The sequence below is a fragment of the Sphingomonas sandaracina genome (assembly GCF_036663695.1).
GTDB lineage: Bacteria > Pseudomonadota > Alphaproteobacteria > Sphingomonadales > Sphingomonadaceae > Sphingomonas.
In genome coordinates this window covers 106,206-130,930 of sequence record NZ_JAXOJK010000004.1, presented here as the reverse complement: position 1 = coordinate 130,930, position 24,725 = coordinate 106,206, and the positions used below count along the sequence as shown (strand labels likewise).

At 66.1% G+C, this 24,725-nt stretch carries 23 protein-coding genes; 13 read left to right on the top strand and 10 right to left on the bottom strand.

The window, feature by feature from the left end:
- Positions 1-27: 27 nt before the first annotated feature.
- Positions 28-3,255 (bottom strand): efflux RND transporter permease subunit, encoded by a 3,228-nt coding sequence (locus U1707_RS13515; RefSeq protein WP_332800603.1) that lies wholly within the window; start codon positions 3,253-3,255, stop codon positions 28-30.
- A 4-nt stretch (positions 3,256-3,259) separates the two neighbouring features.
- Positions 3,260-4,450 carry an efflux RND transporter periplasmic adaptor subunit gene (locus U1707_RS13510; protein ID WP_332800602.1) on the bottom strand — a complete coding sequence of 397 codons (1,191 nt, stop codon included), beginning with the start codon at positions 4,448-4,450 and terminating at the stop codon, positions 3,260-3,262.
- 229 nt (positions 4,451-4,679) lie between these two features.
- On the opposite strand from U1707_RS13510, the gene U1707_RS13505 reads away from it, so the two are divergent.
- The gene (locus U1707_RS13505) at positions 4,680-5,411 is read left to right on the top strand and encodes an SIMPL domain-containing protein (protein ID WP_332800601.1); all 732 of its coding nucleotides are present in this window, start codon (positions 4,680-4,682) and stop codon (positions 5,409-5,411) included.
- A 157-nt stretch (positions 5,412-5,568) separates the two neighbouring features.
- Here U1707_RS13505 and U1707_RS13500 read toward each other — a convergent pair whose 3' ends face one another.
- From U1707_RS13500 to U1707_RS13490, 3 genes are all read right to left on the bottom strand, one after another.
- Positions 5,569-5,826, bottom strand: a complete 258-nt coding sequence (locus U1707_RS13500) for a GlsB/YeaQ/YmgE family stress response membrane protein (protein ID WP_176501817.1) — start codon at positions 5,824-5,826, stop codon at positions 5,569-5,571.
- Positions 5,827-5,918: 92 nt separating this feature from the next.
- Positions 5,919-6,218, bottom strand: a complete 300-nt coding sequence (gene sciP, locus U1707_RS13495; RefSeq protein ID WP_131587528.1) for a CtrA inhibitor SciP — start codon at positions 6,216-6,218, stop codon at positions 5,919-5,921.
- Positions 6,219-6,321: 103 nt separating this feature from the next.
- A complete protein-coding gene (locus tag U1707_RS13490; RefSeq protein WP_131587527.1) occupies positions 6,322-6,549 on the bottom strand; it encodes a hypothetical protein in 228 nt (75 codons plus the stop codon).
- Positions 6,550-6,744: 195 nt separating this feature from the next.
- On the opposite strand from U1707_RS13490, the gene mnmA reads away from it, so the two are divergent.
- Positions 6,745-7,854, top strand: coding sequence for a tRNA 2-thiouridine(34) synthase MnmA (gene mnmA, locus U1707_RS13485; RefSeq protein WP_332800600.1), 1,110 nt, complete (start codon positions 6,745-6,747; stop codon positions 7,852-7,854).
- Between the two features lie 14 nt (positions 7,855-7,868).
- Entirely contained in the window at positions 7,869-8,117 is a 249-nt protein-coding gene (locus U1707_RS13480; RefSeq protein ID WP_332800599.1) for a UvrB/UvrC motif-containing protein, read from the top strand.
- 172 nt (positions 8,118-8,289) lie between these two features.
- On the opposite strand, the gene U1707_RS13475 is transcribed toward U1707_RS13480, so the two are convergent.
- Genes U1707_RS13475 through pdxH form a run of 3 tightly spaced genes read right to left on the bottom strand, consistent with a single transcriptional unit; the run spans position 8,290 to position 10,644 of the window.
- Complete coding sequence (locus tag U1707_RS13475) at positions 8,290-9,081, bottom strand: PhzF family phenazine biosynthesis protein (protein ID WP_332800598.1); 792 nt, start codon at positions 9,079-9,081, stop codon at positions 8,290-8,292.
- Positions 9,082-9,121: 40 nt separating this feature from the next.
- Positions 9,122-10,069, bottom strand: a complete 948-nt coding sequence (locus tag U1707_RS13470; protein WP_332800597.1) for a cation diffusion facilitator family transporter — start codon at positions 10,067-10,069, stop codon at positions 9,122-9,124.
- Positions 10,066-10,644, bottom strand: coding sequence for a pyridoxamine 5'-phosphate oxidase (pdxH, locus tag U1707_RS13465; RefSeq protein ID WP_332800596.1), 579 nt, complete (start codon positions 10,642-10,644; stop codon positions 10,066-10,068). The genes U1707_RS13470 and pdxH overlap by 4 nt, the downstream gene beginning before the upstream one ends.
- Before the next feature lie 107 nt (positions 10,645-10,751).
- Here pdxH and ku point away from each other — a divergent pair, with 107 nt between their 5' ends.
- From ku to U1707_RS13445, 4 genes are all read left to right on the top strand, one after another.
- Positions 10,752-11,642, top strand: a complete 891-nt coding sequence (gene ku / locus U1707_RS13460; protein WP_332800595.1) for a non-homologous end joining protein Ku — start codon at positions 10,752-10,754, stop codon at positions 11,640-11,642.
- 112 nt (positions 11,643-11,754) lie between these two features.
- Positions 11,755-14,280, top strand: coding sequence for a DNA ligase D (gene ligD, locus U1707_RS13455; RefSeq protein WP_332800594.1), 2,526 nt, complete (start codon positions 11,755-11,757; stop codon positions 14,278-14,280).
- 329 nt (positions 14,281-14,609) lie between these two features.
- A complete protein-coding gene (locus tag U1707_RS13450; protein ID WP_332800593.1) occupies positions 14,610-17,111 on the top strand; it encodes a circularly permuted type 2 ATP-grasp protein in 2,502 nt (833 codons plus the stop codon).
- A 136-nt stretch (positions 17,112-17,247) separates the two neighbouring features.
- Positions 17,248-18,141 carry a transglutaminase family protein gene (locus U1707_RS13445; RefSeq protein WP_332800592.1) on the top strand — a complete coding sequence of 298 codons (894 nt, stop codon included), beginning with the start codon at positions 17,248-17,250 and terminating at the stop codon, positions 18,139-18,141.
- A 117-nt stretch (positions 18,142-18,258) separates the two neighbouring features.
- Here U1707_RS13445 and U1707_RS13440 read toward each other — a convergent pair whose 3' ends face one another.
- Positions 18,259-18,399 (bottom strand): hypothetical protein, encoded by a 141-nt coding sequence (locus U1707_RS13440; RefSeq protein WP_332800591.1) that lies wholly within the window; start codon positions 18,397-18,399, stop codon positions 18,259-18,261.
- Positions 18,400-18,493: 94 nt separating this feature from the next.
- Here U1707_RS13440 and U1707_RS13435 point away from each other — a divergent pair, with 94 nt between their 5' ends.
- The 6 genes from U1707_RS13435 to U1707_RS13410 all read left to right on the top strand — a co-directional run bounded on the left by U1707_RS13435 (position 18,494) and on the right by U1707_RS13410 (position 23,368).
- Positions 18,494-19,450, top strand: a complete 957-nt coding sequence (locus U1707_RS13435; protein ID WP_332800590.1) for a DnaJ C-terminal domain-containing protein — start codon at positions 18,494-18,496, stop codon at positions 19,448-19,450.
- 64 nt (positions 19,451-19,514) lie between these two features.
- Positions 19,515-20,390, top strand: a complete 876-nt coding sequence (locus U1707_RS13430; protein ID WP_332800838.1) for a YihY/virulence factor BrkB family protein — start codon at positions 19,515-19,517, stop codon at positions 20,388-20,390.
- Positions 20,391-20,401: 11 nt separating this feature from the next.
- Complete coding sequence (fabI, locus tag U1707_RS13425; RefSeq protein WP_332800589.1) at positions 20,402-21,205, top strand: enoyl-ACP reductase FabI; 804 nt, start codon at positions 20,402-20,404, stop codon at positions 21,203-21,205.
- 62 nt (positions 21,206-21,267) lie between these two features.
- The gene (locus tag U1707_RS13420) at positions 21,268-21,681 is read left to right on the top strand and encodes an endonuclease domain-containing protein (protein WP_332800588.1); all 414 of its coding nucleotides are present in this window, start codon (positions 21,268-21,270) and stop codon (positions 21,679-21,681) included.
- Positions 21,678-22,745 (top strand): chorismate synthase, encoded by a 1,068-nt coding sequence (aroC, locus tag U1707_RS13415; RefSeq protein WP_332800587.1) that lies wholly within the window; start codon positions 21,678-21,680, stop codon positions 22,743-22,745. The genes U1707_RS13420 and aroC overlap by 4 nt, the downstream gene beginning before the upstream one ends.
- 56 nt (positions 22,746-22,801) lie before the next feature.
- A complete protein-coding gene (locus U1707_RS13410; RefSeq protein ID WP_332800586.1) occupies positions 22,802-23,368 on the top strand; it encodes a hypothetical protein in 567 nt (188 codons plus the stop codon).
- A gap of 56 nt (positions 23,369-23,424) precedes the next feature.
- Here the strand turns inward: U1707_RS13410 and U1707_RS13405 are convergent, their stop codons facing one another.
- Positions 23,425-24,714 carry an adenylosuccinate synthase gene (locus U1707_RS13405; protein WP_332800585.1) on the bottom strand — a complete coding sequence of 430 codons (1,290 nt, stop codon included), beginning with the start codon at positions 24,712-24,714 and terminating at the stop codon, positions 23,425-23,427.
- Positions 24,715-24,725 lie beyond the last annotated feature (11 nt).

Below are 24,725 nucleotides of genomic sequence, written 5' to 3'. Positions count from 1 at the left end.
TCACCCCTCACCGGCGTGGAGGGCGTGTCACTCCGCCGGCTGCGTGCCGTCACCCAGCTTCGGCGCCGCCGGTCCGAGCCGAGGCCCCGCCGGATGGGGATCGGCAAGTCCGATAACCTCGCTGCCGTCGTCGCCGGGGCGATAGGTGAGCAGGCTGCGACCGAGGCGCGGGCCGATATACCGCTCGATCCCTACTGCCAGGCTGAACGCCGCGGGAACGATTAGCAGGGTGAGGATCGTCGAGAGGACGAGCCCGCCGATCACGACGATGCCCATCGGCGCACGCCACGATCCATCGCTGCCGATCGACAGCGCTGTCGGCACCATCCCCGCCACCATCGCCACCGTGGTCATCACGATCGGCTGCGCGCGCTTGTGCCCGGCATCCACCACCGCGGTCCAGACGTCGACGCCCTTGCTCATCTCCTCCAGTGCGAAGTCGATCAGCAAGATCGAGTTCTTCGCGACGATCCCGAGCAACATGAGGATACCGATGAATACCGGCATCGACACCGGATTACCCGTCGCCCACAGCGCCAGCAGACCACCCAGCGGCGCCAGCAGCAGCGAGCCCATGTTGACGAACGGCGGCAGCGCGCGGCGATACAGCAGCACCAGCACCGCAAACACAAGGAAGGTGCCCGCGATCACCGCGAGGATGAAGTTGTTGATCATCTCCGCCTGGAACTTCGACTGGCCGAGCACGAGTTTGTTCACGCCGGTCGGCAGGTTCATCATCGTCGGCAGGGCGTCGATCTGTTTCTGTGCGACGCCGGACACCACGCCGGGTGCGAGATCGGCGCCGATCGTCAGCTGGCGCTGCTGATTGACGCGGTCGATCTTGGTCGGGCCTGAACCGAGCGTGATCTCCGCCACCAGATTGAGCGGCACCGAGCCCCCGGACGCGGTCGACACTGGCAGGTTCTGGATCGTCGACAGCTCGCTGCGCGCACCCTGATCGAGCGCCACGCGGATCGGAATCTGACGATCCGACAGCGAGAACCGCGCCGAGTTCTGGTCGATGTCGCCAAGCGTCGCGATGCGGATCGCGGACGAGAGCGCCTGCGTTGTCACGCCGAGATTGGCGGCGAGATCGAAACGCGGTTTGATCACGATTTCCGGTCGCTGCAAATTGCCGGCGACGCGCGGCGCGACCAGCGTCGGCAGGCGCGACATCTCGGTCACGATCTTCTGCGCGGTCTCGTCGAGCAGCTTGGGATCGTCGCCGCCGAGCGTGACGCTCATGTCGCGCGTGCTGCCGCCCCAGCCGTTCTGCGAACGGAACGAGACGCGAGCATCGGGAATCGCCGCGAGCTGAGGCGCCAAACTGCGCTCGAACTCCTGGCTCTTCATCTTGCGATCGTCCTTCAGCGTCGCGGTGACGCGACCGGCGTTGACCGAGCCGTTGGCACCGCTGCGTGCGTAGACCGACTGCACGTCGGGCTGCGATCCGATCAGTGTGGCGACCTTCGTCACCACGGCTTCGGTCTGCGCAAGCGTGGTACCCGGGACCATGTCGATCACCGCCATCGAGGTGTCGCTGTCCTGCGCCGGCTGGAACGTCATCGGCAGGACACCGAACATGACGATGGTCAGCAGGAATGCAAATGCACCGAGGCCGAGCACCCAGAAACGGTGGTCGAAGAAGCGGCTGGTGACGCGGCGGAAACCGCCACGGGCGGCGGACGCCTTTGCCCTGCCCGTCTCCAACGTCCACCTGAGCGTGGCCATGTAGCCGTCCATCAACACGCCCTCGCCATGCGTGGCGGGACCGGCGGACTTGAGGAAATAGGCGGCGAGCATCGGCGTTACGAGTCGTGCGACCGCGAGGCTCATCAGCACCGACGCGACGACCGTGAGGCCGAAATTCTTGAAGAACTGCCCCGAGATGCCCGGCATCAGCCCGACCGGCAGGAACACCGCGACGATCGCCATCGTCGTTGCAAGAACCGCCAGACCGATCTCGTCGGCTGCATCGATCGACGCCTGATAGGCGGACTTGCCCATCCGCATATGCCGAACGATGTTCTCGATCTCGACGATCGCGTCGTCGACCAGCACGCCCGCGACCAGGCTGAGCGCAAGCAACGTCATCTGGTTCAGGTTGAAGCCGAGCAGGTCCATGAACCAGAAGGCGGGGATCGCCGACAGCGGGATCGCCAGCGACGAGATCACCGTCGCGCGCCAGTCGCGCAGGAACAGGAACACCACGATCACCGCGAGCACGGCGCCCTCGATCATCGCGTGGATCGCGCTTTCATATTGGTCTTCGGTGTATTTCACGGTGTTCGACCGCAGCACGAAATGCACGTTCGGATTGCGCTTTTCCATTGCCGCGAGTTTCTTCACCGCCTCGTTGAAGACGGTGACGTCGGACGATCCCTTGGAGCGCTGAAAATCGAAGCTGATCGTCTGGCGGCCATCGATCGCGGCGCGGCTGCGCTGCTCGGCGTAGAGATCGCGAACCTGTGCGATGTCGGCGAGACGGACCGTGCGGCCGTTGCCGACGTTGATCTGCGTCTGGGCGAGCGCGACCGCATCCTTGGCATTCCCGAGCACGCGGACCGATTGTTCGGACCCGGCGATCTCCGCGCGGCCGCCGGCCGCATTCAGGTTGACCTGACGGAGCTGTGCATTGACCTGGCTTGCGGTCAGGCCCTGGCTTTGCAACTTGAGCGGATCGAGGATGACGCGAATCTCGCGACTGACGCCGCCGTTGCGGTTGACCGCGGCCATGCCGGGCACCGACAGCAGTTCCTTCGCGACGTTGTTGTCGATGTACCAGCTGAGCTGTTCGACCGTCATGTCCTTGGCGATCACCGAATAGCTCGCGAGATCGTTGTCGGTGGTGTTCGCGCGGAACACCTGCGGCTCGAGAATACCTTCGGGCAGGTCGCTGCGGATCTGGGCGATCGCATCGCGTACGTCGGTGACGGCGCGGTCGATCGGCGTGCCGATGCTAAGCTGAACGACGGTCTGCGACTGCCCCTCGGTCACGGTCGACGTGATCTCGTCGATCCCCTGGATCGATCGCACTGCGGCCTCGACACGCTGCGTGACCTGCGTCTCGAGTTCGGTCGGCGCGGCACCCGGCTGGCTGATGACGACGATCGCGATTGGGAAATCGATGTCCGGATCGTTGTTCACGTCCATCCGCATGAAGCTGACGATCCCGGCCAACGTCAGCGCGATGAACAGCACGATCGGCGGCACCGGATTGCGGATCGCCCAGGCCGAGATGTTGCGGAAGTTCATGACCTCAGCTCGCTTTCTTCGTGACCGGCTTCACCTTCTGTCCGGGGGCGAGGAACCCGCCGGCGGACAATACGACGCGTTCGGACCCGTCAAGCCCGCTAAGAATCGTCACGCCCTCGTCATAGACCTGGCCGATCTTGATCGCTCGGCGCACGGCCTTGTCGTCGGCGCCGATGATGTACACGAAGCTGCCCTTCTCGTCGCTCTGCAACGCCGAATCGGGGAGCAGCGGAGCCTGGGTAGATCCGCCGACGATCGTCGCCGCGGCGAAACCACCCGGCCGCAACGCGGGATCGTACCCGACCGCGATGCGCGCGATGCCCTGACGGCTCTGCGGGTCGATCACCGGCGACACCTGCCAGACCTGGCCGGGAAAGCCCTGCGTCGTGCCGACCGGGACGACCGTCGCGCGCGCACCGGCATGCAGGCCGGCGAGATCGGCTTCGCTCAACTGCGCGCGCATCTCCATCTGGCCGGCCGCCGCCATGCGGAACAGCACGCCCGTGCCTGCGCCGACGATCTGCCCCGATTCGACGCCGCGGGTGAGAACAAGCCCTGCCGCGGGCGCCCGAATATCGAGGCGACCGTTGCGTGCGCGCGCTTCGCCCAGCGACGCCTGCGCCACTTTCACGCGAGCGGCAGCGGCATCGCGGGTCGCAGCCTTGCGCTGGAGATCCGCCTTCGAGATGAAGCCGCGGTCGACAAGCTGCCTGGCGCGATCGAGTTCGGCCTGCGCGATCATTTCGTCGGAGCGGGCGACGTTGACTGACGCGGACAACGACGCCGCGGTTTCGGTCTGGACCGAACGATCGACCGTCGCCAGCACCTGGCCGGCCGCGACCCACTGGCCGGGTTCGACCAGCACGCGCGTGATCATGCCGCCCTCGCCCGCGACGCCGACCGGCATCTCGCGACGCGCCGCGATCGTACCGGTGGCGGAAATCGTCCGGTCGACGATCTTGCGACCGGGTACGACCACCGAAACGGTCGGCACCTGTTCGACGGCGGGGGGGGCAACGGCCTCCTTCTTGCCGGACTTGAACGCGACCACCGCGGCGACGATCGCCAGCACGACCAGGACAGCGATGACGATGTTACGACGGCGATGCGATGGCGCGGTGTAGTCCGGCAGGACCAGCTGCTCTTCGCTACCGCTGGCGCCGACGTGACCGGCCATCTTCGTCTCGTAGTTCATGCGCGTCACAATCCCAAAATCGACCGGTCTTGTTTTGACCCGCTTCGCCGTTCACACGCTGTGTTATCTGAATAAGTCACCATGCTCAAGCCCTTCGACGAGCACGGATACACGACATGCTTCGAATCCGATCTATTCGCAATGTGGCGCAAAGAGTTCGGGGACGTTCAGCTTGTGTTGACCTGGTTGGCGCAACACGCGGATACACCGTTATCCGGGAGAGATATCCATGAAGACCGCCTCGTTCTTGACCACGCTTGCCGCAGTCGTCCTGCCAGCTGCCGCTACATTCGCACAGGCGGCACCGACTACGGTCGAGCCGATGGTGCCCGCGGCGGGTACAGTGCTCGATGTGACCGCTGAAGGGCGGACGACCCGCGTGCCCGATCTCGCGACGATCCGCGCAGGCGTGGTTTCGCAGTCGCCGACGGCCGCCGCCGCGCTGTCGGACAATGCGCAACGGATGACGAAGGTCCTTGCCGCGCTGAAGCGGGCGGGCGTTGCACCGCGCGATATCGCGACCTCGACGGTGGGGCTGTCACCGCAATATCGCTATGCCGACAACCAGCCGCCGGTCATAACCGGGTATCAGGCGACCAACACCGTCTCCGTCCGGTTCCGTGATGTCGCCAAGTCGGGGGCGATCCTCGATGCGCTGGTCGCCGAGGGCGCGAACCAGATCGACGGTCCCAACCTGTCGATCGACAAGCCCGACGCGGCTCTGGACGAAGCACGGACCGATGCGATCGCGCAGGCCCGGCGTCGCGCGGATCTCTATGCGAAGGCGGCCGGACTGCGCGTGTCGCGGATCATCTCGATCGCCGAGTCGGGACAGGATACGGGCGGCTCGCCACAGCCGATGATGATGGTCCGCGCCTCGTTGACCAAGGACAGCACGCAGATCGTATCCGGCGAGAAGGACGTGACGGTCACGCTGTCCGTGCGATTCCTGCTGAACTGACGCAATGTTACTCCCTCCGTCGAGGGGGGATCCCCCCCTTCGTCGAAGGGAGGGAGTAACCTCGCCTGATCGGCACTTTGTCCGAGCCACACCGACAACGAAAAAGGGCCGCCCGGTTGCCCGGACGGCCCTTATTTTCGCGTGACGAGAGCGAAGCTTAGCGAACGCTTCCGCGACGCACGAGGTTCACGATCGCGAGCAGGATGATGGCACCCAGCAGCGACACGATGAACGAGGTGATGTTCAGCGGTGCGTTATTGATAGATCCGCCCGAGATGATCAGGCCGCCGATGAACGCACCGACGATGCCGACGATGATGTTCAGGAAAATGCCCTGCTGCGCATCCGTGCGCATGATCATGCTGGCAATCCAGCCAATCACGCCACCGACAATCAGCCAAATGATCAGGTTAATCATAACGTCCCTCCGTTGAACCCGTATTCGGGCGATGGCGGAAAGACGAGCGAGCGGTGTTTTTTGTTCCGCTCGCGTTTTGAGTTTTCCGATCAGTACTTTTGCTGGCGTTCGTACAAGGATTTGTAGTGCTGGATGCGCGTCACCCGCAGGCCCGGCATACCCGATCGATCGATCGCGCGCTGCCAGCTGGCAAATTCCTCGACGGTCAAGTTGTAGCGTGCACAGACGTCATCGACGCTCAGCAAGCCACCGTTCACCGCAGCGACCACTTCGGCCTTGCGGCGGACCACCCACCGGGTGGTGCTGGGTGGCGGCAGCGTGTCCAGGGTCAACTGCTCGCCGAGCGGACCGATGACCTTGCCGGGACGGATTTTCTGGTTCTCGATCATTTGAAACCTCTGATCGGGGCGGGGGGCCCCCTCTCGATACGCACCAACGACAGATAGTCGCAGGATTTGAAGATCGGCTGAAACGCGACGGTAAACGGCATCTTCATTCGTCTTTCCACCGGATTAAGGCCATCGCCATGGGGCCGTTGAAGGCCCCGTGGAGTGGCGCGAACAGTGTCGGGTCGACCGTCGTCCGTACGAACCCCGCCTGCACAGCCGCAGTCGGGCTCGCCGCCTGACGTGCGGCGATGCCGACGATCAGGACAGCGAGATCACCGGGAAGAACGGTGAGCTCGGCATCGCGATCGAAACGGGGAAAACTCAGGTCCAACGGGGTACTCGCGACAACAACTGGGAAGCCCGGTTTAGCGCAAGGGGGTGAATGGACCGTAAAACGTCGTGAAAGACTTCGTGAACCTGTCGCTTTTTTCCAATCGCTGGTCGCGTTTTTCCGGCGATCCACCCCGTCGACCGTTAATCGGCGCATCTTTTTGCAACCCTTCCCCGTCGCGCCTATGTGGCGACGATGGAACAGAGTGATTTTCAGCTCGGGCCCGAAATGGATGGAAAGCGCATCGTCGTGGCGATGTCCGGCGGCGTCGACAGCTCGGTGGTCGCAGCCCTTGCGCATGCCACCGGCGCCGAGACGATCGGCGTCACCTTGCAGCTCTACGATCACGGCGAAGCGGTGGGCCGTGCCGGCTCGTGCTGCGCCGGCCGCGATATCCGCGACGCGCGCGCGGTGTGCGACCGGCTCGGCATCGCGCATTACGTGTTCGATCACGAGACGAGCTTCCGCGAGCAGGTGGTCGACAAGTTCGCCGACGAATATCTCGCCGGCCGGACGCCGATCCCGTGCGTCCAGTGCAATATGGGGCCGAAGTTCACCGACCTGCTGAAGCTGGCGCGCGATCTCGGTGCGGATTGCCTGGCGACCGGCCATTATGTCCGCCGCGTCGAGGGGATGGATGGTGCCGAACTACACCGCGGCGCCGATCCGGCGCGCGACCAGAGCTATTTCCTGTTCGCGACCACGCAGAGCCAGCTCGACTATCTGCGCTTTCCGCTCGGTGGCCTGCCCAAGGCACGCGTGCGCGAGATCGCGGCGGAACTGGGGCTCGGCGTTGCGGGCAAGCCCGACAGCCAGGATATCTGCTTCGTACCTGATGGCGATTATGCGGGGCTGGTAAAGAAGCTGCGGCCCGAGGCGGCGGAGACGGCGGGCGACATCGTCGATCTCGGCGGCGCCAAGCTCGGCGAGCATCGCGGCCTGATCCACTTCACCGTCGGCCAGCGGCGCGGGCTGGAGATCGGCGGCAGCCCCGAACCGCTGTATGTCGTGCGAGTCGAGCCGGAGACCAAGCGAGTCGTCGTCGGCCCGCGTCGTGCGCTGGCGGTCGCGGCGGCGCGGATGACCGATATCAACTGGCTCGGCGGCGACTTCACCGGGCCGTTGACCGTCAAAGTGCGGTCGATGGCGAAGCCTGTCCCCGCCCGCCTGCTCGGCGACCGCGTGGTGTTCGACGCGCCCGAATACGGCGTCGCACCGGGCCAGGCGGCGGTGCTGTATGCAGGCGAACGCGTGCTAGGCGGCGGCTGGATTGCGGAAACGGAGGCGGCACTCGTGGCCGCCTGACGCGTTCAGGGCGGATGGATATCCAAGACCTCCGCCGCCAGATGGAAACCGCCGCCGCCGCGATGGACTTCGAAACCGCGGGCAGACTGCGCGATCAGATCAGCGTGTTGCGCGGTGGCGGCGAGGTGGCGGATACCGCCGGCCTCACGCGGCAGCAGCCCGGCGCGATGGGGCTCGGCACCAGCCAGCAGCGCATGACGCCGCCGCCGGGCTGGGTGAAACCGAAGAAACCAGACCCGATGACCAAAGGGCGGAAGCGGTAGGGCTTCTTGCCCCCCTCCCTGGAAGGAAGGGGTTGGGGGTGGGTCGCGCACCGGACCAGCGCCGCGCCCGCCAAGCAGCCGACCCACCCCCGGCCCCTCCCTTTCAGGGAGGGGTGAAGGGAGTGCCGGATCGGCTTGGTCAGCGTCTCCGCTTGCTGTCAGCCCTTGCCATTCAAGGCAGTAGGAATGTGCCTTCGATCGTCGTCACGCACGATCCGCCCAGCACAACGCGGTTGCCTTCAAGGCGGCACGTCAGTTTCCCGCCGCGCGCGCTCGCCTGAAACGCGGTGAAGCTGTTTCCCAAGGTGGAAGCCCAATACGGCACCATGACCGCATGCGCCGCGCCCGTCACGGGATCCTCGTCGATCGCGTAATAAGGCGTGAACACGCGACTGACAATGTCGGTAGCTTCTCCGCGCGCGGCGACGATCGCGACGATCGGGAACTTGGCCAGCGCTGCGAAATCCGGCTTCAGGTTGCGCACCGCGGCCTCGTTCTCGACGATCACGAGCGCATAGCCCTTCTCGTGCCACAAGGTCTCGATCGGCGACGTGATGTTCAACGCGGCGACGATCTCGGGAATCGCCTTCGGGCTCGGTCCCCACGCCGGCAGTTCGAGCGTGTACCCGGTGTCGACTCGCACGACCTCCAGCATACCGGCCTGCCGGGTCCGGAACCGCACCCGGTTGCGCGCGGTGTCCGACGACAACACGAAATGCCCGCTGGCAAGCGTCGCGTGGCCGCACAGCGCGACCTCTGCTCCCGGCGTGAACCAGCGAAGATCGAAATCGACGCCATCTTCGTCTGAGGCGACGATGAACGCGGTCTCGCTCACGTTGTTTTCCTGCGCGATGTTCAGCAGGACGTCGTCGTCGAGCCATGCCGACAACGGCATCACCGCCGCCTGGTTGCCCCCGAACGGCGTGTCGGAAAACGCATCGATCTGCGCGAACGGTATTCTCATGATTGAAGACCCTTAAACACGCGTGTCCAACCCCCGCGGGTCAGACCCGCTTACCGAACCAATGCGGCGTCACGTCCGCCTCGACCAGCGGATTGTCGGTATCGACATGGCCCTCCGGATCGAGATGGATCAACACCTCGACCTTGGGGAAAGCCGTGCGCAGATTGCGCTCGACCGCCTCGACGATGTCGTGCGCGTTGGCGACGGTCAGGTCGCGGGCGACCTCCATATGGAACTGCGCGAAGTCGTGGCTACCGGAGCGGCGCGTGCGGAAATCGTGGATGCCGCGGATGCCGGGCTGGCGTGCGGCGACGTCGAGGAATTGCGCACGGAAATCTTCGGGCCATTCCTTGTCCATCAACTGGTCGATCGCGTTCGACGACGCCTGGAACGCGCCCCAGGCGAGCCACAGCGCGATGACGATGCCGAAGATCGGATCGGCACCGCTCCACCCGACATATTGATCGAGGACCAGCGCGACGATCACCGATCCGTTGAGCAGCACGTCCGACTGGTAATGGACGTTGTCGGCCAGGATCGCGACCGAGCCGGTCTGGCGGATGATCTTGCGCTGATAGGCGAGCAGGAACACCGTGGCCGCGATCGCGATCACCGACACGCCGATGCCGAATTCCGCGCCGGTGGTCGGCTGCGGATCGCCGAACGCGAGGATCGCGCGCCATGCGATGCCGGCCGCCGAGGCGGTGATCAGCATGACCTGAAACAACGCCGCCAGCGCTTCGGCCTTGCCGTGGCCGAAGCGGTGATCGTGGTCCGCCGGGGTCGCGGCCAGACGCACCCCGTACAGAGTGACCAGCGACGCGAGCAGGTCGAGCGCGGTATCGGCCAGCGAACCGAGCATCGCCACCGAGCCCGTCGACCATGCGGCAAAGCCCTTCAGCAGCAGCAGGAAACACGCCATCGCAACGCTGGCGAGCGCCGCGCGCGTCGCCAGCGGGATGACCTTGCGGCGTTCGTCCTGCGTCATGGGAACAGCAGCCCCTCACTCCAGTCGCCGTCTTCGCGCGTGAACAACCGGCGCTCATGAAGGCGGTGCGCGCGGTCCTGCCAGAACTCGATTTTGGTCGGCACGATCCGGTAGCCACCCCAATGCGGCGGCCGCGGTACGTCCTGGCCCTCGAACTTCGCGGTAATCTCCGCGACACGCTGCTCAAACGTCTCGCGACTGTCGAGCGGGCGCGACTGCTCCGACGCCCAGGCCCCCAGCCGCGAATCGCGCCCGCGCGACGCGAAATACGCATCCGATTCAGCGTCGGTCGCAAGGGTCACCGGACCCTCGATGCGGACCTGGCGGCGCAGCGACTTCCAGTGGAACAGCAGCGCACCGTGCGGATTGATCGCGAGATCGCCGGCCTTGCGGCTCTCGCGGTTGGTGTAGATCACGAACCCGTCGGGCCCATGCCCCTTCAGCAACACCATCCGCACCGATGGCCTACCCTGTTCGTCGGCCGTGGCGAGCGCCACCGCATTCGGATCGTTCGGTTCGGACGTCTTGGCTTCGGCGTACCAGGTCTCGAACAGCGTGAAGGGATCGTCTGACATGCCCGCGCCATAGCGAGAAACACGGCGAAACGAAACTTGGGAACGACTCTACCTTGCCGATGATTGATCCGTGTAATCGAATCGTTTCCGCAACGAAGGGACGCCACGTGGCAGCACGCGCATATTGGCAGGGGCAGATCCGGCTCGCGCTGGTCTCGATCCCGGTCGAGATTTTTTCCGCGACGAAATCGGGCGCGGCGGTGTCGTTCAAGCAGATCCACGAACCGTCGGGCCAGCCGATCCATTACGACAAGGTCGTCACCGGCGTGGGACCCGTCGATGCTGACGAGATCATGAAGGGCTATGAGGTCTCGAAGGGGGAATATGTCCTGTTGGAGCAGGACGAGATCGACGCGGTGAAGCTCGAATCGAAGAAGACGCTGGAGCTCACCCAGTTCGTCGACGCGAGCGAGATCGACGTACTCTATTACGAAAAGCCGTATTTCGTGGTGCCGGCGGACGATCTGGCAGAGGAGGCGTTCATCGTCCTGCGCGAGGCGTTGAAGCGGACGAAGAAGGTCGGCCTCGGCCAGCTTGCGATGCGCGGCCGCGAATATGTCGTCAGCCTGAAGCCGTGCGGGCGCGGGATGGTGCTGGAGACGCTTCGCTACGCCGACGAGGTGCACAAGGCGCAGGGGTATTTCCGGGATATTCCCGACGACAAGCCCGCCGAGGAGCTGCTCGAACTGGCCGAGGCGCTGATCGGCAAGCGCAGCGGCGACTTCCACCCGCAGGAGTTCCACGATCGCTATGTCGACGCGTTGAAGGACCTGATCGAACGCAAGCGCAAGGCGAACGGGAAGAAGATCATCGAGGACAAGGATACGGGCGCGAAAACCGGGTCCAACGTGGTCGACCTGATGGCGGCGTTGAAGAAGTCGATGGAGAAGTCGGGCGGGACGGCGGCGGCGGCGGAGAAGGCGCCGGCCAAGAAAGCGCCCGCAAAACGCGCACCGGCCAAGACGGCGGCCAAAGCCCCGGCGAAAAAGCGTGCCTAAACTCCCCTCCCTGGAAGGGAGGGGCTGGGGGTGGGTCGCCCACCGGACCAGCGCCACACTCGCCAAGCAGCCAACCCGCCCCCGGCCCCTCCCTTCCAGGGAGGGGTGAAAGATGGTCGACGATCCCCTCGCCCTCTACAATTCGAAGCGGAACTTCGCGAAGACCGCCGAACCCGCCGGCACGCTCGCGCCCGGCAACGGCAACAGCTTCATGGTCCAGAAGCACGACGCCACCCGCCTGCACTGGGACCTCCGCCTGGAGGTCGACGGCGTCCTGAAAAGCTGGGCGGTGACGCGCGGCCCCAGCCTCGACCCGAACGAGAAACGCCTGGCGGTCCGCACCGAGGATCACCCGCTCAGCTACGCCACGTTCGAAGGGACTATCCCCGCCGCCGAATATGGCGGCGGCACGGTAATGCTGTGGGATCGCGGCACATGGTCGCCGATCAAGGGCAAGTCGGCCAAGGATCTCGACAAGGGCCACCTCCACTTCGTGCTCGATGGCGAGCGGATGAAGGGCGAATGGCTACTGATCCGCCTGAAGCCCCGCGCAAAGGAGAAGCGTGAAAACTGGCTCCTGCGGAAAATCGACGACGCGGAGGCTGGCGGCACCGACGCACTGGTGGACGAAGCCCTGACAAGCGTCTCAACCGGCCGCACGATGGTCGAGATCGAGGAGGGCAAATCCTCCCCGGCACGGGGAGGGGGACCAGCGAAGCTGGTGGAGGGGGCGGCCCGCAAGCGTACCGCCAGCCGTAAAGGTGTCGCCAGCGGCAAGCCCCCCTCCACCACCGCGAAAGCTCGCGGCAATCTCCCTCCCCGTGCCGGGGAGGAATTTCAGGACCTGCAACTCTGCACGCTCGTCGACGCTGTCCCCACCGGCTCCGCCTGGCTCCACGAAGTCAAGTATGACGGCTACCGCGCGCTGATCTCCGTCGCGAACGGCAAGGCCAAGGTCTTCACCCGCACCGGCCTCGACTGGACCGACAAGTTCGCCGCGATCGCCGACGCCGCCGCGAAACTCCCGGTAAAATCCGCACTGATCGACGGCGAGATCGTCGCGTTCAAGGACGGCCATCCCGATTTCTCGACGCTGAAGGACGCGATCTCCGCGGGCGGCGACATGACGTTGTTCGCGTTCGACCTGCTCGCGCTCGACGGGGAAGACCTGACCGGCTTCTCCAACCTCGATCGCAAAGCGCGGCTGCAACCGCTCATCCCCGAGGACGAGGACCGCCTGCGCTATTCCGACCACGTCATCGGTGCGGGCGAGCAATTGTTCGAGACGATGTGTCGCGAAGGCCTGGAGGGCATCGTCTCGAAACGGGCCGACGCGCCATATGCCGGCAAGCGGACCAAGGCGTGGCTCAAGGTCAAATGCACGCACCGCCAGGAGTTCGTCATCGTCGGCTGGCTGCCGTCCGACAAGAAACGCGGGTTCAAGTCGCTGTTGCTCGGCGTCCGCGAGGGCAAGAGCTATCGATACGCGGGCAAGGTCGGGACCGGGTTCGATCAGGCGTTGATGGACGAGATCCGCGACAAGCTCGACGCGCTCGACCGCAAGACGCCGACGGTCGAGGCGCCCAAGGCGGCGGTCCGCGGCGCGAAATGGGTAACGCCGAAACTGGTCGCCGAAGTCGCCTACGCCGAGGTCACCCCGGACGGCGTACTGCGCCATTCGAGCTTCATCGGCCTGCGCGAGGACAAGGCGGCGAAGGACGTCGTCGCCGAGACGCCCGCACCGCTGCCCGATGTGGCGGAGAGCGCCGCGCCCGCGAGGAGCATCAAGGTCAGTAGCCGCGACCGCGTGATCTTCGACAAGTCGGACGTCACCAAGGGTGACCTTGCCGACTATTATGTCGCGGTCTCGGGCATTATGCTCCCGGTCGCCGCCAACCGCCCGATCAGCCTCGTGCGCTGCCCCCAGGGGCGGTCGCGCGCGTGCTTCTTCCAGAAACACGACGCGGGCAGCTTCGGCGACGCGGTCCACCAGGTGCCGATCCGCGAGAAGGACGGCTCGACCGAGGACTATCTGTATGTCGACGATGCGGACGGACTGGTAGCCTGCGTGCAGATGGGGACGATCGAGTTCCACGGCTGGGGGTCGTCGAACGCGACGCTGGAGAAGCCCGACCGGCTGGTGTTCGATCTCGACCCCGACGAAGGGCTCGACTTCAGCGATACCAAGAAGGCTGCCGAGTATCTGAAGAACCAGCTCGCGGAGCTGGGGCTGGTCAGTTTCCCGATGCTGTCGGGCGGCAAGGGCGTGCATGTCGTCGTACCGCTGACGCCGGAGGCGGAGTGGCCGGCGGTGAAGGACTTCGCCGACCGCTTCGCGCGAGCGATGGCGGGTTCCGATCCGGAGCGCTTCGTCGCGACGATGGCGAAGGCCAAGCGCAAGGGGCGGATCTTCATCGACTGGCTGCGTAACCAGCGCGGCGCGACGGCGGTGATGCCGTATTCGGCGCGGGCGCGGGCAGGCGCGCCGGTTGCGGCCCCGGTGTCGTGGACGGAATTGCGCGATATCGAGACTGCTGCCCGCTGGGGTGTGAAGGATGGGGCGGAGTTGATCGAGCGGGCCGGGTCGCGGGCGTTGGCGGGCTGGGGTGTGGCGGATCAGGTCCTGCCGGATTTGTGAGCGGCTCCCTCCACCAGCACCACCCCGGCGGAGGCCGGGCCCAATTGGAAAGGTGGTCGTAACCGCGCGATGCCCTTCATTATCACCATCCCCCAATTGGGCCCCGGCCTCCGCCGGGGTGGTTGAGCGCGTGGGCAAATTGCTGGCTCACCACCTCACCGTTCCCCCGCGAACGCGGGGGTCCAGGGTAACTGCACGCAGCGTCTGTGTTTCCTAGACCCCCGCGCTCGCGAGGGAACAGCAGTAAGGCATGGCCCCCGCGACAATTTATGTTGCACCGCCGCGCCGAAAGGTGAAACACCGCCGCCAGTATTCAGGGGCTCGAAACATTGGAAACCGCGACGCAATCGGCGATCCCCACCGATACGGCGTTCGACGCGACGGTCCACGCCGAGCGCTGGATCGCCGAGTATTGCGCACGTAGCACCGGCGCCGACGTGCTGTGCCCAGCCGATGACGGGAGCGCCGCCCCGGCCTGGGCGGCGATGTTCGCCGAGCTCGCGATGGTCGCCTCCGACGATCTCGGCCACGCGCGCGAACGCGTCCAGCGGCATGCGGTCGACATCGGCACCGGCTTCCGCATCGCCGACGAACCCGACGAGCGCCCTTGGCCCGTCTCGCCGGTCCCGCTGTTGATCGAAGCCGGCGAATGGGCGGGGATCGAGCGCGGCGTGATCCAGCGCGCGACGTTGATGGAGACGGTGGTCGCCGACCTGTACGGCGAGGGGAAGCTGGTCGCCGATGGTCACATCCCCGCCGCGCTCGTCACGGGCAGCCCGTTCTTCCTGCGGCCGATGGTCGGGCTCGCTGCGCCCGGCGGCCACCACCTCGATTTCATCGCGATCGACCTCGGCCGCGGACCGACCGGCGAGTGGCGCGTGCTCGCCGATCACCTGCGCGCGCCCGCCGGTGCGGGCTATGCGCTGGAGAACCGCATTGCCGTCGGCCGTACGCTCGGCGGATTGCAGGATCGGCTGAACGTCCAGCGCCACGCGCCGTTCTTCGCCGCGTTCCGCGCGGGAATCGCGGCGATGTGCAAGCGGAGCGACCCGCGGATCGGGCTGCTCACGCCCGGCCGGTTCAACCCGAGCTATCCCGAACAGGCGCATCTCGCGCGCTATCTCGGGCTGCTACTGGTCGAGGGCGCTGATCTCGCCGCGCTCGAGGACAAGGTGTATGTCCGCACCATCGGCGGGCTCAAGCGGATCGATGCACTGTGGCGGCGGCTCGACCCGCGGCTGCTCGATCCGCTGGCGTTCGACACGCATTCGCAGATCGGCGTGCCCGGCCTGATCGATGCCTATGCGGCGGGCAACGTCGTGCTGTCGAACGCACCCGGCTCGGCCGTGTTGGAAGCACCGGCGTTCTCGGCGTTCCTGCCGCAGCTCGCGCGGTCGCTGCTCGGCGAAGAGTTGCTGCTGCCTAACATCGCGACGTGGTGGTGCGGGCAAACCGGAGCGCAGGCCGAAGTCGAAGCGAATTTCGACCGGCTGCTGATCGGCCCGGCGTTCCATGCGCGCCCGCTCGGCATGACCGGCGGCCCGACCGCAGGGGCAGACATCACCGGCAAGGCGCGCGCGACGCTTCTCGCCGACATGGCGCACAGGCCGCAGGATTATGTCGGGCAGGAGATCGTCCGCCTCTCGACCATGCCAGTCGTCGTCGGCGATGCGCTCGTGCCCCGCCCCTTCACCCTGCGCGTCTTCGCGGCGCGTGATGGCAACGGGGAATGGACCGTACTGCCCGGCGGGTTCGCGCGGATCGGCGAACATCCCGACGCGCGCGCCGCGGTGATGGGCGAAGGCATCTGGTCCGCCGACGTCTGCGTCTATGGCGCCGAGCCGGTCGCGCCGGTCTCGCTGCTGACCGCGCCGGATTCGCTCCACGTCCGCCGCAATCCGGGGACGTTGCCGAGCCGGGTGGCGGACAATTTCTACTGGCTGGGGCGGTATCTGGAGCGTGGCGAAGCATTGCTCGGCGCGATCCGAGTGATGCTGGGCAATTCGATCGACGTCGATGGCGGTGCGGTGCTGTCGCCGACGACGGTCGGCAAGCTGGTCGGGCTGATCGTCGGTGCGGGCAGCGCACCGCATCCGCCGTCGCTGCGTCGCGCCGACCTGACCGCGCTCGCGCGCACCGCGATGGAAGACGAACGCTGGCAGTCGATCCTGACGCTCAACCGCCATGCGCGCGAGATCGGCGAAGGCTCGCGCGATCGGTTGTCGGCGGACATGGTGCGGTTGCTCGAAGCGCCCTTCCCCACGCATCGTGGCATGCTGGAACGCGCCGGCTCGCTGCAACGGCGCTATGCCGCGATCGCCGGGCTCTCGGCGGAGCATATGGTGCGGACGTCGGCGTGGCGGTTCCACGATCTCGGGCGGCGGATCGAGCGGGCGATGGCGATGGCGCGCGCGATCCGGCTGTTCGGGATGCCGGGCGCGTCGTCGGACGACCTGTCGGTGCTGCTCGATCTGTCCGACAGCCAGATCAGCTATCGCCAGCGCTATCCGACCGGGATCGCGCGCGTGCCGGTAATGGACCTGGTGGCGCTCGACCCGGGCAATCCGCGGTCGCTGGCTTTCTCGGCCGAGCGCATCGCTGCGCGGCTGGCGGAACTGCCGGTGCTCAGCGACGACGAGATGGCGGAGCCGCAACAGGCGGAGGCGACGGCGCTGAACGCGATCGTGATGACCGCAAATGCCGCCGCCCTGAACGCCGAGACGCTCGGGGATATCGAACGCCGTCTGGGCGCAGTGTCGGACGCGCTCGCCCACCGTTACTTCCTGCAAGGTGCCGAGCCGTTGCGGACAAGCGGGCTGACCTTGGCGTGAGGGTAGGTGTGACCGTGCACAACCGGCTCCCTCTCCCCTACGGGGAGAGGGTCGGGGTGACGGGCTGTTCCGGGCGCCGCACTGCTTGGCTACCCCTCACCCCAGCCCTCTCCCCGGAGGGGAGCGGGAGCAGATCATGATCTACGACATTCGCCACGTCACGACGTTCGATTACGGCGCGAGCGTGAAGTTCGCGCGGTGCAACCTCCGCCTGAAACCGATCGACTGGCCCGGCCAGCGGCTCGACACCTATGCGCTGTCGGTCCATCCGGCGGGACGCACCAGCCCGGCGCGCGCGGAGGCGGGGCTCGCCAACGTCACGCGGCTGGTGGTCGACAGCCCGGTGCGGCATCTGACGATCGAGAGCCGATCGCGCATGACCGTCGATCGGTTGGTGCCGGTGCCCGACGCCAGCGATCCCACACTAAGCGAGATCGCAGCGCTGGCGCGGGCCAGCACCGATCTCTCCGCGGCGAGCCCGGCGAACTATATCTACCCCTCCCCCCTGATCCCGCTCGACCGGACGATCGCGGACTATTGCGCGCTCGATCTCGATCCGTCGCGCGGCGCGCTGGAGGCCGGGATCGCGCTCGCGCGGCGGATCCAGGAAGAGTTCGTGTTCGATGCCGACGCGACCCTGGTCGATACGCCGCCGCACGAGGCGTTCCTGCAACGCAAAGGCGTGTGCCAGGATTTCGCGCAGATCATGATCACGGGGCTACGGGCGGCGGGTCTGCCGGCGGCCTATGCGTCGGGGTATATCCGGACGATCCCACCAGAGGGTCAGCCTCGGCTGGTGGGCGCGGACGCGACGCACGCCTGGGTGCTGCTGTGGTGCGGACCGGTGCGCGGCTGGGTCGGGGTTGATCCGACCAACGGGATCTGGATGGCGAGCGATCACATCGTGATGGCGGTCGGGCGGGATTACGCGGAGATCGCGCCGGTGGACGGCGTGGTCCTCGGGTCGGGCGCGCAGAACATGGACGTCAGCGTCGATGTCGCGCCGTTGGATGAGGCAATACAGGCCTGAACCTCCTGACCCTGTTCTCCCGCGAAAGCGGGAGTCCAGGAGCCACGAACGCCATCCTTTGTTACCCTGGGCTCCCGCTTTCGCGGGAGAACACAGTGGTGCTGGAAGGCGTTAGTCTCACTTCTCGTCGTGCGGGTTCGGATACGCACCGCCGCCGCTCTCACCACTCTTGTCCTTCGCCGGCGCATCGTTGACGCCGTCCGTCTCCTTCGCGCCGTCATCCTTCGGCACGCCCTGCATCGGTTGCTTGTCGGTCATGGTCGTTCCTCTCACGCAACCAAACACCCCGCGTGCAATTGCGTTGCGCGCGCGCTCGCCCCACATAGGCGCGCAAGTAAGAATGGGGACGTAAGTGGCCGATCCGTACAAGACTCTGGGTGTAGCGCGCGACGCGACCGAAGCCGACATCAAGAAGGCGTACCGCAAGCTCGCAAAAGAGCTTCACCCCGATCGCAACAAGGACAATCCGAAGGCATCGGAGCGATTCAGCACGGTTACCAACGCGTACGACCTGCTGAACGACAAGGACAAGCGCGCGCGCTTCGACCGCGGCGAGATCGACGGCGACGGCAACCCGGCGTCGCCGTTCGGCTTCGGCGGCGGCGGTGGCGGGCGGCCCCAGCCCGGCGGCGGCTTCCGCAGCGAAGGCTATGAGAGCGGCGCCGGCGGGGCCGACATGAGCGACATCTTCGAAGGGCTGTTCGGTGGCGCGCAGCGTGGCGGCGGCGGCGGGTTCTCCGGCGGCTTTGGTCGGCGCCCGCAGCCCAAGGGCGAGAATGCCGCGTATCGCCTGCAGGTCCCGTTCGTCGAGGCGGCGACGCTGGAGCCGCAGCGCGTGACGCTCGCAGATGGCAAGACGCTCGATCTCAAGCTGCCCGCGGGCGTCGAGACGGGCACGCAGATGAAGCTCGCCGGCAAGGGCGAACAGGGTCCGGGCGGCGCAGGCGATGCGATCCTGACGATCGAGATCCAGCCGCACAAATTCTTCACGCGCGATGGCGACGATGTCCGCCTCGACCTACCGATCACGCTGGCCGAGGCTGTCCTGGGTGGTTCGATCAAGGCGCCAACGGTCGACAAGCCGGTGATGCTGACGATTCCCAAGGGCACCACGTCGGGCAAGACGCTGCGTCTGAAGGGCAAGGGATTCCACAAGAAGGGCGGCACCCGCGGCGATCAGTTGGTGACACTGATGATCGACATTCCCGCGAATGACGCTGCCCTGACGGCGTTCGTCGAAAGCTGGGACGGGCGCGAGACGGGGAACCCGCGGGGGTCCATGGGCGTCTGGACGCGTTGTGAACGATAATACTCTTACTCCCGAGGCGCGTGCCCACGATCATGGTGCCACGCGCGCCCGTCTCACACGTGGCATGGCGAAGGTCAGGCCGGGCAGCTACGCATTCGAAGTGACCAAGCGCGCGGCGGTCGGCGTCTTCCACGACGGCTTCATCCACGCGGGGAACCTCGCCTACCTCGCTTTGATGACGGTGTTTCCGTTCTTCATCGTCGCCGCCGCGATCCTGTCGATCTTCGGACAGAGCGTCGAGACGCTGCGCGCGGTCGAGTCGTTCCTCAATGTGCTCCCGCCCAATGTCGGCGACCTGTTGCGCAAGCCGATCGCCGACGTGCTCGCCGCGCGGACGGGGTCGCTGCTGTGGCTCGGGGCACTCGTCGGACTGTGGACGGTCGGCAGTTTCGTCGAGACGATCCGCGATATCTTCCACCGCGCCTACGGGATCAAGGCGACCGCGCCGTTTTGGAAATCGCGGCTGGGGTCGTCCGCGGTGATCATCTTGTCGGTGGTGATCGCGCTGCTCTCGTTCCTGGTGCAGGGCATCCTGACCGCGGCCGAACAGTTCATCTACCGCCTCGTGCCCTTCGCGCAGAACGCGGCGGGCTGGGTCGGCCTGTCGCGACTGATCCCCGGCGTGCTGATGTTCGGCGCGCTGTACCTGCTATTCTACTCGGTCACGCCGTCGCGCTATCGCTATTCGAAGTGTCGGAAATGGCCGGGTGCGCTGTTCACCACCGCCTGGTGGGTCAGCGCGACCGCGTTGCTGCCGCTAATCCTCTCGCGGCTCGGCGGCTACGACCTTACGTATGGCAGCCTCGCCGGTGTCGTCATCATGCTGTTGTTTTTCTATGTCATCGGGCTCGGGCTGGTATTCGGCGCGCATCTGAACGCGGCGCTGGCGGAACCACCCGAAACCACGCTAGAGCAGCCTGCTACGGATATGCAGGAATAGGCGGGGACGGCGTGAACGGTTTGATGGCGGGCAAGCGTGGGCTGATCATGGGCTTGGCGAACGACAAGTCGCTAGCCTGGGGGATCGCCAAGAAGCTGTCCGAAGCGGGCGCGGAACTGGCGTTCAGCTACCAGGGCGAGACCATGGAGAAGCGCGTCCGCCCGCTCGCCGAGCAACTGGGCGTCGCACGACTGTTCGACTGCGACGTTGCCGACATGGGCGCACTCGATGCGACCTTTGCCAAGCTGGCCGAAGAATGGCCGACGATCGACTTCGTCGTTCACGCGATCGGTTTTTCGGACAAGAACGAGCTGCGCGGGCGGTTCGTCGACACCAGCCTCGACAATTTCCTGATGACGATGAACATCTCGGTCTATTCGTTCGTCGCGGTGGCGCAGCGCGCGGCGAAGATGATGACCGAGGGCGGCGCGATGCTGACGCTCAGCTATTACGGCGCCGAGAAGGTCATCCCGCATTACAACGTGATGGGCGTCGCCAAGGCCGCGCTCGAAAGCAGCGTACAGTATCTCGCGGTCGATCTGGGCCGCGACAACATCCGCGTCAACGCGATCTCGGCAGGGCCGATCAAGACGCTGGCGGCCAGCGGCATCGGTGATTTCCGCCTGATCCTGAAGTGGAACGAGCTGAACTCCCCGATGAAGCGTAACGTGACGATCGACGACGTCGGCGGCGCGGGGCTGTACCTGTTGAGCGACTTGGCTTCGGGCGTGACCGGCGAGACGCACCACGTCGACGCAGGCTACAACGTGATCGGCATGAAGGCCGAAGACGCCCCCGATATCGCGCTGGCATAAACCCCTCTCCCCCTCCGGGGAGAGGGAGGGGCCCATGCAAAGCATGGGAGGGTGAGGGCAAGGTGAGGCAACACGACGGCACAGATGCGCTGGACCGAGCCCGAGGGCTACGGCGCAACGCGACTGAAGCGGAGGACCGGTTATGGTACCAACTCCGCAGCCGGCGCCTCAAAAATTTCAAATTTCGCCGCCAAGTCTGGATCGGTCCCTTCATCGCCGACTTCCTGTGCATGGACGCCATGCTGGTCGTCGAGGTAGACGGCAGCCAACACATCGATGAAGCCGCGTACGACAATAGTCGGACCGTTTTTCTCGCGACCAAGGGATATCGTGTGATCCGTGTCTGGAATAACGACGTGATGCAGCGGATGGACGGGGTGCTTGCCGCGATCCTCGATGGACTGACTCGCGTGCCCTCACCCTCCCATGCTTCGCACGGGCCCCTCCCTCTCCCCGTTGGGGAGAGGGGCAAGTGAGCTTCAACACGTTCGGGCGGATGTTCCGCTTCACCACTTGGGGCGAGTCGCATGGGCCAGCGCTTGGCGCGATAGTCGACGGGTGCCCTCCCGGCATCCCGCTGACCGAAGCCGACATCCAGCCCTGGCTCGACAAGCGTCGTCCCGGCACGTCGCGCTTCACCACGCAGCGCCGCGAGCCCGACACGGTGCGCATCCTCTCGGGCGTGTTCGGGGGGCGCACGACCGGCACACCGATCAGCCTGATGATCGAGAATGTCGACCAGCGCTCGAAGGACTATTCCGACGTCGCCAAAGCCTATCGCCCCGGTCACGCCGACTATGCCTATGACGCGAAATACGGTTTCCGCGATTACCGCGGCGGCGGACGATCGTCGGCGCGCGAGACCGCCGCGCGCGTCGCGGCAGGTGCCGTCGCGCGGCTTGTCATACCGCAGGTTCGCGTCCGCGCCTGGGTCGAGGCGATCGGCGGCGATGCGATCGACCGTGCGAACTTCGACGATGCGCAGGTCGACCAGAACCCGTTCTTCTGCCCCGATGCCGAAGCCGCGCTCCGCTGGGAAGCGCTCGTCGATGAGGCGCGGAAGTCGGGCTCGTCGCTGGGCGCGGTGATCGCGTGCGAGGCGACCGGCGTCCCTGCAGGCTGGGGCGCGCCGCTCTACGCCAAGCTTGATTCCGAACTCGCCTCCGCCTGCATGAGCATCAACGCGGTGAAGGGTATCGAAATCGGCGACGGGTTCGCCGCCGCCGCGCTGTCGGGCGAGGCGAATGCCGATCCGATGCGCCCCGGCGTCGACGGTCCGGAATTCCTCGCCAACCACGCCGGCGGCATTGCCGGCGGAATCGCCACCGGCCAGCCGATCACCTTGCGCGTCGCGTTCAAGCCGACCAGTTCGATCCTAACCCCGGTCGAGACGATCAGCCCGACCGGCGAAGCCGCGACGATCGCCACCAAGGGCCGCCACGATCCCTGTGTCGGCATTCGCGGCGTTCCGGTGGTCGAGGCGATGGTGGCACTGGTCCTGGCGGATCAGGCGCTGCTGCACCGCGGCCAGTGCGGCTGAAGACGGAACCTATACAGGATTGAGACGCTTGCTCTTCAATAACTTAGGAGAGCACCATGCGTATTTTGACTTCGATAGCAGCCGCCGCCCTGATCATTCCGGGCATGGCGATGGCCCAGACCGGCACCAGCGGCTCGATGGGTGGCACCACGGGCGGCACGATGAGCGGCGGCACCATGGGTGGGTCGACCTCGGGTAGCATGAATGGCGGTATGTCGACCGGCACGATGAGCCAGGCGAACCCGTCCACGACCACCCGCTCCACCTCCACGACGCGAACGCAGCGCGGTACCAAGGCACGCAGCCGTACGCGCGGCACGACGTCGGGTAGCACGAGCGGCTCGACCGATACCACGGGCAGCACCACGTCCGGTACGACCGGTGGCACGATGGGTACCGACACGACGGGCGGCACGACCGGTACCACGACGGGTACGATGGGCGGAACCACTGGCACCACGACCGGAACCATGGGTGGCACGACCACTGGCGGTACGATGGGCGGGACCACGGGTGGTACGACTACCGGTGGGACGATGGGCACGACCACGGGTGGTACGACTACCGGTGGGACGATGGGCACGACCACGGGTGGAACGACCGGCACGACCACGCCGCGCTGATCCTGCCTAAAGATGAAAAGCCGGGCGAGTGATCGCCCGGCTTTTTCGTGTCCGCCTCAGTCCGAAAACGGATCGCGCACAAGGATCGTGTCGGCACGCTGCGGGCTGGTCGATACCAGCGTCACCGGACAGCGGATAAGCTCCTCGATACGGCGGATATACTTGATCGCCTGCGCTGGCAGGTCGGCCCAGCTGCGGGCGCCGGCGGTCGTCTCCTGCCAACCTTCCATCGTCTCGTAGATCGGCTCGACCAGCGCCTGGTCCGCTGCATGCGCCGGGAAATAATCCAGCGTCTCGCCGCGCAGTTTGTAGCCGGTGCAGATCGACACGGTCTCGAACCCGTCGAGCACGTCGATCTTGGTCAGCGCGATCCCGGTGATGCCACCAACCGCCGCCGCCTGGCGCACCAGCACCGCGTCGAACCAGCCGCAGCGCCGCTTGCGCCCTGTGACGGTACCGAACTCATGCCCGCGCACGCCGAGCCGCTCGCCGGTCTCGTTCTCCAGCTCGGTCGGAAACGGTCCCGAACCGACGCGCGTCGTGTACGCCTTGGCGATCCCGAGTACGAAACCGACCGCCGACGGCCCGAGGCCCGACCCACCGGCGGCGGCGCCCGCGATCGTGTTCGACGAGGTGACGAACGGATACGTGCCGTGGTCGACGTCGAGCAGCACACCCTGCGCGCCCTCGAACAGGATTCGCTTGCCGGCCGAGCGCGCGGCGTTGAGATCGCGCCATACAGGCTTGGCGAACGGCAGCACGAAGCCGGCGATCTCGCGCAATTCGGCAATCAGGCGGGCGCGGTCGATCGGCGGCTCGCCGAACCCAGCGCGGAGTGCATCGTGATGCGCAGTGAGGCGATCGAGCTGCGGCCCGAGGTCGTCGAGATGCGCGAGATCGCAGACTCGTATCGCGCGGCGGCCGACTTTGTCCTCATACGCAGGCCCGATGCCCCGACGCGTGGTGCCGATCTTGCCGGCGCCGCTGGCATCCTCGCGCAGACCGTCGAGATCGCGGTGGAACGGCAGGATCAGCGCGCAGGTGTCGGCGATCCGCAGCGTCTCCGGCGTTGCGACAACGCCCTGTGCGCCGAGCCGCGCGATCTCGTCCTTCAACGCCCAGGGATCGAGCACCACGCCGTTGCCGATGAACGACGGCGTCCCGCGCACGATACCTGACGGCAGCAGCGACAATTTATAGACGTTCTCGCCGACGACCAAAGTGTGGCCGGCATTGTGGCCGCCCTGGAACCGCACGACCATGTCGGCGCGCTCGGCGAGCCAGTCGACGATCTTGCCCTTGCCTTCGTCGCCCCATTGCGCGCCGATGACTGCTACGTTGGCCAAACTCTATCTCC